10 protein-coding genes are annotated in these 11,682 nt (G+C 71.3%); 5 read left to right on the top strand and 5 right to left on the bottom strand.

Annotation, left to right across the window (positions count from 1 at the left end; all coding sequences use genetic code 11):
- Nucleotides 1-6 precede the first annotated feature (6 nt).
- Genes ACIRRU_RS05765 through ACIRRU_RS05745 form a run of 5 tightly spaced genes read right to left on the bottom strand, consistent with a single transcriptional unit; the run spans nucleotide 7 to nucleotide 4,148 of the window.
- Nucleotides 7-696 (bottom strand): NuoI/complex I 23 kDa subunit family protein, encoded by a 690-nt coding sequence (locus tag ACIRRU_RS05765; RefSeq protein ID WP_403676587.1) that lies wholly within the window; start codon nucleotides 694-696, stop codon nucleotides 7-9.
- Entirely contained in the window at nucleotides 696-1,664 is a 969-nt protein-coding gene (locus tag ACIRRU_RS05760) for an NADH-quinone oxidoreductase subunit H (protein WP_403676584.1), read from the bottom strand. Before ACIRRU_RS05760 ends, ACIRRU_RS05765 begins: the two co-directional genes overlap by 1 nt.
- The gene (locus ACIRRU_RS05755) at nucleotides 1,661-2,950 is read right to left on the bottom strand and encodes an NADH-quinone oxidoreductase subunit C (protein ID WP_403676581.1); all 1,290 of its coding nucleotides are present in this window, start codon (nucleotides 2,948-2,950) and stop codon (nucleotides 1,661-1,663) included. Before ACIRRU_RS05755 ends, ACIRRU_RS05760 begins: the two co-directional genes overlap by 4 nt.
- The gene (locus ACIRRU_RS05750) at nucleotides 2,950-3,705 is read right to left on the bottom strand and encodes an NADH-quinone oxidoreductase subunit B (protein WP_403676578.1); all 756 of its coding nucleotides are present in this window, start codon (nucleotides 3,703-3,705) and stop codon (nucleotides 2,950-2,952) included. The genes ACIRRU_RS05755 and ACIRRU_RS05750 overlap by 1 nt, the downstream gene beginning before the upstream one ends.
- The gene (locus ACIRRU_RS05745) at nucleotides 3,696-4,148 is read right to left on the bottom strand and encodes an NADH-quinone oxidoreductase subunit A (protein ID WP_403676575.1); all 453 of its coding nucleotides are present in this window, start codon (nucleotides 4,146-4,148) and stop codon (nucleotides 3,696-3,698) included. The genes ACIRRU_RS05750 and ACIRRU_RS05745 overlap by 10 nt, the downstream gene beginning before the upstream one ends.
- 182 nt (nucleotides 4,149-4,330) lie before the next feature.
- On the opposite strand from ACIRRU_RS05745, the gene ACIRRU_RS05740 reads away from it, so the two are divergent.
- From ACIRRU_RS05740 to ACIRRU_RS05720, 5 genes are all read left to right on the top strand, one after another.
- Complete coding sequence (locus ACIRRU_RS05740; RefSeq protein ID WP_403676572.1) at nucleotides 4,331-5,503, top strand: sensor histidine kinase; 1,173 nt, start codon at nucleotides 4,331-4,333, stop codon at nucleotides 5,501-5,503.
- A gap of 425 nt (nucleotides 5,504-5,928) precedes the next feature.
- Nucleotides 5,929-7,290, top strand: coding sequence for a sensor histidine kinase (locus tag ACIRRU_RS05735; protein ID WP_403676569.1), 1,362 nt, complete (start codon nucleotides 5,929-5,931; stop codon nucleotides 7,288-7,290).
- 377 nt (nucleotides 7,291-7,667) lie between these two features.
- Nucleotides 7,668-8,327, top strand: a complete 660-nt coding sequence (locus tag ACIRRU_RS05730; RefSeq protein WP_363200650.1) for a response regulator transcription factor — start codon at nucleotides 7,668-7,670, stop codon at nucleotides 8,325-8,327.
- Between the two features lie 270 nt (nucleotides 8,328-8,597).
- Complete coding sequence (locus tag ACIRRU_RS05725) at nucleotides 8,598-10,562, top strand: 2-oxoacid:acceptor oxidoreductase subunit alpha (RefSeq protein ID WP_403676566.1); 1,965 nt, start codon at nucleotides 8,598-8,600, stop codon at nucleotides 10,560-10,562.
- Complete coding sequence (locus ACIRRU_RS05720) at nucleotides 10,555-11,628, top strand: 2-oxoacid:ferredoxin oxidoreductase subunit beta (protein WP_403676562.1); 1,074 nt, start codon at nucleotides 10,555-10,557, stop codon at nucleotides 11,626-11,628. The genes ACIRRU_RS05725 and ACIRRU_RS05720 overlap by 8 nt, the downstream gene beginning before the upstream one ends.
- The last annotated feature ends 54 nt before the right edge of the window (nucleotides 11,629-11,682 follow it).

Genomic DNA, 11,682 nt, shown 5'->3' with positions numbered 1-11,682 from the left:
TGAGCGTCATGGGGTCTCCCCCGTCTCCTCGGTCCGTTCCCGCTCCTCGGCCTGTCCCCGTGCTTCGGCCTGTTGGCGTTCCCCGGCCTGTTCGCGCGCTTCGGCCTGTTGGCGCTCCTCGGCCTGTCCCCGTGCTTCGGCCTGCTCGCGTTCCTCCGCCTGCTCCCGCGCGTGCTGGGCGGCGAGCTTGTCGGCGGTCTTGCGGGCGGCCGCGATCTCCTTCGGCTCCTCGGCGCCCGGGTCGAGCGCCGGGGGCTCCGGAACGGTCCACATCCATTCGCGGAGCTTGTCGCGCTCATGGGTGAGTTCGTGGATGTCCGTCTCGGCGTACTCGAACTCGGGCGACCAGAACAGTGCGTCGAAGGGGCAGACCTCGATGCAGATGCCGCAGTACATGCAGAGGGAGAAGTCGATGGCGAAGCGGTCCAGGACGTTGCGGCTGCGCTCCCGCCCGCCGGGGGCGGCGGGCGGCACCGTCTCCTTGTGGGAGTCGATGTAGATGCACCAGTCGGGGCACTCGCGGGCGCACAGCATGCAGACCGTGCAGTTCTCCTCGAACAGCCCGATGACACCGCGCGAGCGGGGCGGGAGTTCGGGCTGAGTCTCGGGGTACTGCGCGGTGACGGACTTCTTCGTCATCGTGCGCAAGGTGACGGCGAGGCCCTTGGCCAGGCCGGATCCGGGTACCGGGGGCATCAGTTGATCGCCACCTTCACGATGCCGGTGAGCGCGATCTGCGCGAGGGCGAGGGGGACGAGCGTGGTCCAGGCGAGCTTCTGCAACTGGTCCTCACGCAGACGCGGGTAGCTGACGCGCAGCCAGATGACGACGAACGCGAGAAGGGCGGTCTTGAGGAGGGTCCAGACCCAGCCCAGCCCGTCGGCGCCGAACGGACCGTGCCAGCCGCCGAGGAAGAGGACGGCGGTCAGGGCGCACAGGATGACGATGCCCGCGTACTCGGCGAGGAGGAACAGCGCGAAGCGGAGCCCCGTGTACTCGGTGTACGCGCCGAAGATGATCTCGGAGTCGGCGACGGGCATGTCGAAGGGGGGCCGCTGGAGCTCCGCGAGGCCGGCGACGAAGAAGACCAGGGCGCCGACGATCTGCCAGGGCAGCCACCACCACTCGAACGCGTCGAGGATGCCGGTGAGCGAGACCGTTCCGGCCGCCATGGCGACGGAGGCGGCCGCGAGGAGCATCGGCAGCTCGTAGGAGAGCAGTTGGGCGGCGGTACGGAGGCCCCCGAGGAGGGAGAACTTGTTGGCCGACGCCCAGCCCGCCATGAGCGAGCCGAGGACGCCGATGCCCATCACCGCGAGCACGAAGAAGATTCCCGCGTCGACGGCCTGGCCCACCGCGCCCTCTCCCGGGCCGACGGGGATGACGGCGAGGACGAGGAGGTACGGGAGGAGGGCGACGGCGGGGGCGAGCTGGAAGACGCGGCGGTCGGCGGCGGCCGGGACGACGTCCTCCTTCTGCGCGAACTTCACGCCGTCCGCGACGAGCTGGGCCCAGCCGTGGAAGCCGCCCGCGTACATGGGGCCCAGACGCCCCTGCATGTGGGCCATCACCTTGTGTTCGGTCTGGCCCACGAGGAGGGGAGCGACCAGGAACACGACGAAGACGATGGCCAGGCGGAGGGCGACGTCGAGTACGTCGTTCACTCGGGATCTCCTCCGGCAGGCTTGTCGGAGTCGGGGTCGGGCTCGGGCTCGGAGTCGGGGTCCGACGGCGCGACACGGGGCTGGGGTTCGGGGGCGCGCTCGGGTTCGTCGAACGCCGGTTGGGCGTCGTGCCACGGGGCGTCCGTACTGCGCACCCGGTGCGGCGGCGCGGGGGTGGACCCGGAACTCTCCGGAGCGGCGGCAGGAGAGGCCGGTGTCTCCTGAGCGGCGGGAGGAGAGGCCGGCGCCTCCGGGGTGGTCCGCTGGCTGGCCGAGCCGTCCGAGGCGGAACGGGAACGCCGGGCCGGGCGCTGGCTCGCGGACCCCTCCGCCGACGAACGGGAACGACGCGGACGGGCGCCGGGCGGCGCCTCCGCAGGCGGGGACGCGGCTTCCGGTGCCGGGGTCGCGGTATCCGCAGGCCCGGACGGGGCTTCCGGGGACGCGGCGCCCGCAGGCCCGGACGTGGCTCCCGGAGGCGTGGCTTCCGGGGAGGCAGCCCCCGGGGACGCGGCGGCTCCCGGAGGCGCGGCAGGGGTCTCGGCAGGGGTGGAGCGCTGGGCCGCGGACCCTTCGCTCGCGCTGCGGGTACGACGGGGCGGGCGGTCCGCCGTGGTGCGGGCCGCTCGGGCCGGGCGGACGGGGGCCGGAGGGAGCTGGCCCTTCTGGGGACCCCACTCGTTGGGGTCGGGGACTCCCGGCGGGAGCATCGCGCGGCGCTTGGGACCGCCGTGGCCCTCCGCGGACTCCCCCGGTTCCTTCGCGCCGGGCCAGGCCTTGGCGACCCGCGCCGCCAGGACGAAGTCCTTGCGCAGCGGATGCCCCTCGAAGCCTTCCGGCAGCAGCAGCGGTACGAGATGGGGGTGGCCGTCGAAGGCGACCCCGAACATCTCGTGCGTCTCGCGTTCGTGCCAGGCCGCGCCCGCGTAGACGTCGACGGCGGTGGGCAGGACCGCCGCGTCGTGCGGCACGGTCGTCCGTACCATCAGCCGCCGGACCGCACCCGCGCCCAGGGCGGCGACGTGGGCGCAGACGCGGAAGCCGACGCCGGGTTCGTCCACGGCGCTGAGCCAGTCGAAGTAGCGGCAGTTCAGCTCGTCGCGGGCGGTCCGCAGGGCGGTGAGCCAGTCGGATGCGGGGACGTCGACGGTGAGCAGGTCGTAGGCCGACTCCGCCGTCGCTTCCTCGCCGAACAGCTCCGTCACGGCGTCGGGCAGCCGGTCGTAGGCGTCGGCGGCGGACCCGCCGGGCTGCTGGCGGGTGCGGCCCTGTTCCTGGTCGCTCATCACCGCCCCTCCCCCGGTCCCGGGTCCGACGGCACGTCAGGCGTCGAGCCCGACGAGGGCGAGCCGGGCGTAGCGTCCGGTGCCGTCGGCGGGGCGACGAGACCGCTGCGCAGGGCGGCGGTGGACGGACCCCGGCCGGAGGCCCTGACGGCACCGCCGTCCTCCGGGGCGTACCGCTCCGCCAGGGACTCGCGGGCGATCTTCTCCTGGAGCTTGAGGATGCCCTGGAGCAGGGCCTCGGGCCGGGGCGGGCAGCCGGGTACGTACACATCGACGGGGATGATCTGGTCGACGCCCTTGGTGACGGAGTACGAGTCCCAGTAGGGGCCCCCGCAGTTGGAGCAGGCGCCGAAGGAGATGACGTACTTCGGTTCGGGCATCTGCTCGTACAGCCGCTTCACGGCCGGGGCCATCTTGTCCGTCACCGTGCCGGACACGATCATCAGGTCGGCCTGGCGGGGCCCGGGGGCGAAGGGGATCACTCCGAGGCGGATGAAGTCGTGGCGCGCCATGGAGGCGGCGATGAACTCGATGGCGCAGCAGGCGAGTCCGAAGTTGAAGACCCAGAGGCTGTAGCGGCGGCCCCAGTTGAGGACGACCTTCATGGGCTCGGGTGCGAGCCGGGAGAGCACACCGAGGCGCTGGGGTTCCGGAAGGGACACGGGCTCCGGCGGGAGGGCCGCCTCGGGCGGGGACCCGGGCCGCTGCGCCGCGGACTGCTGTGCCGCGGCGGCCGGCCGACTCGTCAGGCCCATGCGAGGACGCCCTTCTTCCATGCGTAGAGCAGTCCCACGGCCAGGAAGCCGAGGAAGACGAACATTTCGACCAGCGTCGTCGCGCCGTATCCGGGAGCCGCGAACACCGTGGCCCACGGGAACAGGAAGATGGAGTCGACCGCGAAGATCACGTAGAGGAACGCGTAGACGTAGTAGCGGACCTGAGTGTGCGCCCAGCCCTCGCCGACCGGGTCGACGCCGCATTCGTAGGTGAGCAGCTTCTCCGGCGTGGGGACGACGGGGCGCAGGAGGCGACCGGCCCCGAAGGCCACGGCGACGAACAGGACACCGACCAGGGCGAGCAGACCGATCACCGAGTAGCTCTGGAAGTAGTCCGACGCGAGGACGGGAAGTCCGTCAACCGGCGCTCCGACCCCTCCGGCCCCTCCGCTCGCACCCGTCGCCCCGGTCACACCAGCCACTTCAGCCCCCCGCCCTCGTTCCCTCGCTGCCCGTACCTGTCCCAGATCTGTACGGACGGGAGTCTAGGGGGTGTCAAACGGACCGTAGGCAGCCGCGTGGAGCCATCGGGTGGGGTTATCCCTACTTCATCCCACCCACGAGCCCCATGGCGTGCGGGAACACGGCCCGGCAGGCTGTCGGTATGACCATGACCCCTTCCGTCCCGGGTTCCGACCCGCTGCCACCCGCCCGGTTCGCGCTCGACCGGTGGACCTGGCGGGAGGTCGGATATCTGCTCGCCAACCTTCCGCTGGCCGTCGCCGGGTTCCTCCTCACGGTTCTGGTGATCTCTGTGGGCGCGGGGCTCTCCGTCACGGTGGTCGGCCTTCCGCTGCTGGTCGGCGGTTTGCGGGCCGCGCGTTGGCTGGGCCGGCTGGACCGCCGCCGGGCCCGCTGGATGCTGGGCGTACGGGTCGACGAGCCGAGCCCGCTGGCCCGCGCCCACCAGGGGCAAGGGGTGTTCAACCGGTTGTGGTCGGGGCTGAAGGACCCGGTGGGCTGGCGGTCGTTGCTGTACGGCTTCGTCCGGCTGCCCTGGGGGGTGCTCACGTTCACGCTGACGCTGGTGAGCCTGTTCGTCCTGTGGCCGGTGCTCCCCTACATCACCCGGGGGCTGACGACGGTGGACCGGGTCATGGTGCGGACGCTGCTGTCGCCGTCGGACGAGTTGGAGCGGCGGATCGCCGAGCTGGAGTCGGACCGGGGCGTCGTCGTGGACACCGCCGCCGCCGACCTGCGCCGCATCGAACGCGACCTCCACGACGGCGCCCAGGCCCGCCTCGTCGCCCTCGCCATGGATCTGGGCCTGGCGAAGGAGAAGCTGGCGCACGACCCGGAAGCGGCAGCGCAAATGGTCGACGAGGCACACGGCGAGGTGAAGGTGGCCCTTCAGGAGCTGCGCGACCTGGCCCGGGGCATCCACCCCGCCGTCCTCACCGACCGGGGCCTGGACGCGGCCCTCTCCGCCATAGCCTCCCGCTGCACGGTCCCGGTCCAGGTGTCGGTGGAGCTCCCGGGCCGCCCCGCGGAGGCGATCGAGGGCATCGCCTATTTCACGGTCTCGGAACTGCTCCAGAACGTCAGCAAGCACAGCGGCGCTCGATCGGCCTCGGTCGAGGTGTGGCGCGCCTCGGACCGTCTGCTGGTCCAGGTCGTGGACGACGGGACGGGCGGAGCACGCATGGACGGCGGTACGGGCATGGCGGGGCTCGCCGAGCGGCTGGGAGCGGTCGACGGGGTGTTCGTCCTGGACTCGCCCCAGGGCGGCCCGACGACCGTCACCGCGGCGCTGCCCTGGCGGGACCGGGCGGCCTGAGGCCGGGCCCGGGACATGACGGTACGAGGGCCGGGGGGGGGCGTGGAGCCCGGTGGGGGGTGGGGAAAACCCCCGGTCGGATACGGAGAGGAGCCTCATGGTGCGGAAGCCGCCCGGCCAGCATCCTTGAGGAAGAACGGCTCCCGTGGGCGAAGGCCCACTCGCCGACACCACTGACCACCAGCGCGGGCACGACCGCTGCCGAAGGCCGCGCCGACGGCACCAGCGCGGGCAGACAGGCACGACCGCTGCCGAAGGCCTTGCCACCGCCACCAGCGCGGGCGCAACCGGCGCTGAAGGCACCGCCGGTGCCGCCGTAGGCGCCGCCGGTGCCGCCGACGACGGCGGCTCCGCACCAAAATCCGCGTACAACCCACAGACAACCCGCTGAGAGACTGAGACAAGAGACGGAACGGACGGGACTCATGGCCACGGCATACGGACCGGACACACGGGACCGGGAGCACCACGGTTCCGGCCCCGGCTTCGGGGCGAAGACCCCGGTCAAGCACTTCCTTCCGGCACCGCTGCGAGCGCCGCTGGAGGCACGCGCCTGGCGTGAGCTGCTCTATGTGCTGCTGAGCTTCCCGCTGAGCATGGTGATGTTCGTCTTCGCGGTCACCATGATCTCTCTGAGCGCGGGCCTCCTGATCACCTTCATAGGGATTCCCCTCCTCGCGGTCGGTCTGGCCGTCTGCCGGGGGTTCGGCGCGATGGAGCGGCACCGGGCGCGCGGGCTGCTGGGGGTGGAGGTCGCCGACCCGGAGCGGGTGCGGGGGAAGACCGGCGGCCCGATGGCGTGGACAGGCGCGATCCTGAAGAGCGGGGTGTCCTGGCGGCATCTGCTGTACACACTGCTGCACTTCCCGTGGGCGGTGTTCACGTTCTGTGTCGCGGTGACGTTCTGGACGTACGGGCTGATGGCTCTGACCTATCCGCTGTGGCACTGGGTCTTCCCGGTGTACGCCGGGAAGGACGGCATCCAGCTGTTCAGCACCCGGACCCACCAGGAGTTCCTGGACTCACCGGCCGAGCTGGCGGTGACCGCGGCACTGGGGCTGGTGCTGGTGCTGGCGGCGCCGTGGATCGTGCGGGGGCTGCTGACGGTGGACCGGTTGCTGGTGACCGGGCTGCTGGGCCCGTCCCGGCTGGCCACCCGGGTCTCCGAGCTGGAGTCGGACCGGGGTGTCGTCGTGGACACCGCCGCCGCCGACCTGCGCCGCATCGAACGCGACCTCCACGACGGCGCCCAGGCCCGCCTCGTCGCCCTCGCCATGGATCTGGGCCTGGCGAAGGAGAAGCTGGCGCACGACCCGGAAGCGGCAGCGCAAATGGTCGACGAGGCACACGGCGAGGTGAAGGTGGCCCTTCAGGAGCTGCGCGACCTGGCCCGGGGCATCCACCCCGCCGTCCTCACCGACCGGGGCCTGGACGCGGCCCTCTCCGCCATAGCCTCCCGCTGCACGGTCCCCGTGACGGTCGAGGTGGACCTGGAGTCGCGGCCCGCGCAGGCCATCGAGGGCATCGCCTACTTCACGGTCTCGGAGTTGCTCCAGAACATCAGCAAGCACTCCCGGGCGACCCGGGCCACGATCGATGTGTGGCGCGCGGGCGACCGGCTGATGCTCCAGATCACGGACAACGGCCGGGGCGGGGCCTCGGTGTCCGCGGGCGGCGGGCTGGCCGGGCTGACGGAGCGGCTGGACGCGGTGGACGGGGTGCTCGTGGTCGATTCCCCGGTCGGCGGCCCGACGACGATCACGGCCGAGCTGCCCTGGCGCGGCTGATCCAGGTCACCCCGCCAGGGACCCTGCCCCCCCCCGACCGTCCAACCGCTCCAACCGCCCCGATCACCCCGACCGCCCGGCCGCCCGGCCGTCCTGACAGCCCCGGCCACTGACCGCCCGACCACCGTCCCACCCCGTACCCCCGCTCGCCACGTCGCCTGGCCGCCGCGCCGGGCGACGTGGCGCTTTCGGCTGCTGTCGGGGCCGTCCGGCCGAGTTATCCACAGGGTCCCCACGCGCGTGCCGGTCCTGGGATGCTGACTCCGTCGGGACGCGGGGCGCAGTGGTCGGGCGCGGCGCGCGCAGCGAGGCGCGAGAATCGCCGGAACAGCCGGGAACAGTGGGGGAACGACATCGTGGAGAACGTGGAGAACAGGGTGCGCGTAGTCATCGCCGAGGATTCGGTCCTGCTTCGGGAAGGGCTGACCCGCCTGCTCACCGATCTCGGTCACGATGTGATCGCGGGGGTGGGGGACGCCGAGGCGCTGCTCAAGACCGTGGCGGATCTCGACGCCCGGAAGGAGCTTCCCGATGTGGTGGTGGCGGATGTGCGGATGCCGCCGACGCACACGGACGAGGGGGTGCGGGCGGCGGTGCGCCTGCGGAAGGACTATCCGGGAGTCGGGGTCCTGGTCCTTTCGCAGTACGTGGAGGAGCAGTACGCCACCGAGCTGCTGGCGGGCACCAGCCGGGGCGTCGGGTATCTGCTGAAGGACCGGGTCGCCGAGGTCCGCGAGTTCGTGGACGCGGTCGTGCGGGTGGCCCAGGGCGGCACGGCGCTGGACCCGGAAGTGGTGGCGCAGCTGCTCGGCCGCAGCCGGAAGCAGGACGTGCTGGCGGGGCTCACGCCGCGCGAGCGCGAGGTGCTGGGCCTGATGGCGGAGGGCCGGACCAATTCGGCGGTCGCCCGGCAGCTCGTGGTGAGCGACGGGGCGGTGGAGAAGCACGTCAGCAACATCTTCCAGAAGCTGGGACTTTCGCCCAGCGACGGGGACCACCGGCGTGTCCTCGCTGTCCTCACCTACCTGAACTCCTAGACAGCGGCCGGTTCAGCACGCCGCGCACCGGCGCCCTTCGCAAGGTCGGCACGTAGGGAGGACTAGGCCCAAAGAACCACAGCGGAACGCATGTGTCTCACGATCGGGGGAGTTGCACAGCATGTCAAAACGGTCTAAAAGGGTGTCTCAAAATAGTGTCCACCATATGATCGGTCCCCGGAGGGCAGCCTGCGCGGACGTAGGGTGGCCCCTGGAGTCACCGGTCGGCCGGACGGTTCCGAACCGCCGCCCCAAGGGAGGTCCAGTTCAGTGACGAGCCAGGTCAGTAGCGCGGCAGGGAAGGCCGACGAGGCCAACGACGCCGTTCTCGGGGGCCAGCGCGCGCCCCTGTCAGGTACGACGGGAACCACGGGCGGCGAGGGCAAGGAGATCCGCCGCCTGGACCGGGTGATCATCCGCTTCGCGGGCGACTCGGGTGACGGTATGCAGCTCACGGGCGACCGGTTCACCTCGGAGACGGCTTCCTTCGGCAACGATCTCTCCACCCTGCCGAACTTCCCGGCGGAGATCCGCGCCCCCGCCGGCACGCTGCCGGGGGTCTCCTCCTTCCAGCTCCACTTCGCCGATCACGACATCCTCACGCCGGGCGACGCCCCGAACGTCCTGGTGGCGATGAACCCGGCCGCGCTGAAGGCGAACATCGACGACGTGCCACGCGGCGCGGAGATCATCGTGAACACGGACGAGTTCACGAAGCGGCCGATGGCGAAGGTGGGCTATGCGACCAGCCCGCTGGAGGACGGTTCGCTGGAGGCCTACAACGTCCACCCGGTGCCGCTGACGACGCTCACGATCGAGGCGCTGAAGGAGTTCGGGCTTCCCCGCAGGGAGGCCGAGCGCAGCAAGAACATGTTCGCGCTCGGGCTGCTGTCCTGGATGTACCACCGCCCGACCGAGGGGACGGAAGCCTTCCTGCGGCGGAAGTTCGCGAAGAAGCCGGAGATCGCCGAGGCGAACGTGGCGGCTTTCCGGGCCGGGTGGAATTTCGGCGAGACGACCGAGGACTTCGCGGTCTCCTACGAAGTCGCCCCGGCCACCCAGGCGTTCCCCACCGGCACCTACCGCAACATCTCGGGGAACCTGGCCCTGTCCTACGGGCTGATCGCCGCCGGGCAGCTCGCGGACCTGCCGCTCTACCTGGGCTCGTATCCGATCACCCCGGCCTCCGACATCCTGCACGAGCTGTCGCGGCACAAGAACTTCGGTGTGCGCACCTTCCAGGCCGAGGACGAGATCGCCGGGATCGGGGCGGCGCTGGGCGCGGCGTTCGGCGGTGCGCTGGGGGTCACGACGACGTCCGGCCCCGGGGTGGCGCTGAAGTCGGAGACGATCGGCCTGGCGGTCTCGTTGGAGCTGCCGCTGCTGATCATCGACATCCAGCGTGGCGGTCCCTCGACCGGGCTGCCGACCAAGACCGAGCAGGCCGACCTGCTCCAGGCGATGTTCGGCCGCAACGGCGAGGCCCCGGTGCCGATCGTGGCCCCGCGGACCCCGGCCGACTGCTTCGACGCCGCGATCGACGCGGCACGGATCGCGCTGACCTACCGCACCCCGGTGTTCCTGCTCTCGGACGGCTACCTCGCCAACGGTTCCGAGCCGTGGCGGATTCCGGAGACGGACAGCCTGCCCGACCTCACCACCCCCTTCGCGACCGGCCCCAACCACTCGCTGGCCGACGGCACCGAGGTGTTCTGGCCCTATAAGCGCGACCCGCAGACCCTGGCCCGCCCCTGGGCGATCCCCGGCACGCCCGGCCTCGAACACCGGATCGGCGGCATCGAGAAGCAGGACGGCACCGGCAACATCTCCTACGACCCGGCCAACCACGACTTCATGGTCCGCACGCGTCAGGCCAAGGTCGACAACATCGAGGTCCCCGACCTGGAGGTCGACGACCCCGCCGAGGCCCGCACGCTGGTGCTCGGCTGGGGTTCGACGTACGGGCCGATCACCGCCGCCGTGCGCCGGCTGCGCGCGGAGGGGCTGGCCATCGCCCAGGCCCATCTGCGCCACCTCAACCCCTTCCCGAGGAACCTCGGCGAGGTCCTGAAGCGTTATGACAAGGTCGTCGTGCCGGAGATGAACCTGGGCCAGCTCGCGCTGTTGCTGCGGGCGAGGTATCTGGTGGACGCGCACTCGTACAACCAGGTCAACGGGATGCCGTTCAAGGCCGAGCAGCTCGCCACAGCTCTCAAGGAGGCCATCGATGCCTGACACCGAGCAGCTCCAGCACAACGACCTGCTCCAGCTGGTGCCCAAGGCCGAGGCGAAGCAGTCCATGAAGGACTTCAAGTCCGACCAGGAAGTCCGCTGGTGCCCCGGCTGCGGTGACTACGCCGTGCTCGCCGCGGTGCAGGGGTTCATGCCGGAGCTGGGCCTGGCGAAGGAGAACATCGCCTTCGTCTCCGGAATCGGCTGCTCCTCCCGCTTCCCGTACTACATGAACACCTACGGGATGCACTCCATCCACGGCCGGGCGCCCTCCATCGCCACCGGGCTCGCCACCTCCCGCCGGGACCTGTCGGTCTGGGTGGTCACCGGGGACGGCGACGCGCTCTCCATCGGCGGCAACCACCTGATCCACGCCCTGCGCCGCAACGTCAACCTGAAGATCCTGCTGTTCAACAACCGGATCTACGGGCTGACGAAGGGCCAGTACAGCCCCACCTCCGAGGTCGGCAAGATCACCAAGTCGACGCCGATGGGGTCGCTCGACGCGCCCTTCAACCCGGTGTCCCTCGCCATCGGGGCGGAGGCGACCTTCGTGGCCCGGACGGTCGACTCCGACCGCAAGCACCTCACGAGCGTGCTGCGCGCGGCGGCCGAGCACCCCGGTACGGCGCTGGTGGAGATCTACCAGAACTGCAACATCTTCAACGACGGCGCGTTCGAGGTGCTCAAGGACAAGGAGCAGGCGACCGAGGCGGTGATCCGGCTGGAGCACGGGGAGCCGGTCCTGTTCGGCGCCGAGGGGTCCAAGGGGGTCGTCCGCAACCAGGCCACCGGTGACCTGGAGGTCGTCGCGGTCACCGACGAGAACCGCGCGGACGTCCTCGTCCACGACGCCCACGCGGACTCCCCCACCACGGCGTTCGCGCTGTCCCGGCTCGCCGACGCCGACACCCTGCACCACACCCCCATCGGGGTGCTGCGCAGCGTGGAGCGGCCCGTCTACGACACGCTGATGTCCGACCAGCTGGACAGTGCGGTGGACCGCGACGGCAAGGGCGACCTCGGCGCGTTGCTCGCCGGGAACGACACCTGGACGGTCATCGGCTGACCTCCCGGCCGCGGCTCGGGCCACCGCGCCCCGGCCGCGGCCCGAGCCATCTCG

This window comes from Streptomyces sp. NPDC101181 (assembly GCF_044767975.1).
Taxonomy (GTDB): Bacteria; Actinomycetota; Actinomycetes; order Streptomycetales; family Streptomycetaceae; genus Streptomyces.
Note: the sequence above shows the minus strand (reverse complement) of the source record. Positions and strands in the feature narration are given on the sequence as shown.

Excerpts from the sequence above, each read along its gene's own strand:
- ACIRRU_RS05740 (WP_403676572.1), top strand. The coding sequence starts at position 4,331 with ATGACCATGACCCCTTCCGTCCCGGGTTCCGACCCGCTGCCACCCGCC.
- ACIRRU_RS05735 (WP_403676569.1), top strand. The coding sequence starts at position 5,929 with ATGGCCACGGCATACGGACCGGACACACGGGACCGGGAGCACCACGGT.
- ACIRRU_RS05755 (WP_403676581.1), bottom strand. The coding sequence starts at position 2,950 with ATGAGCGACCAGGAACAGGGCCGCACCCGCCAGCAGCCCGGCGGGTCC.
- ACIRRU_RS05750 (WP_403676578.1), bottom strand. The coding sequence starts at position 3,705 with ATGGGCCTGACGAGTCGGCCGGCCGCCGCGGCACAGCAGTCCGCGGCG.
- ACIRRU_RS05765 (WP_403676587.1), bottom strand. The coding sequence starts at position 696 with ATGCCCCCGGTACCCGGATCCGGCCTGGCCAAGGGCCTCGCCGTCACC.
- ACIRRU_RS05720 (WP_403676562.1), top strand. The coding sequence starts at position 10,555 with ATGCCTGACACCGAGCAGCTCCAGCACAACGACCTGCTCCAGCTGGTG.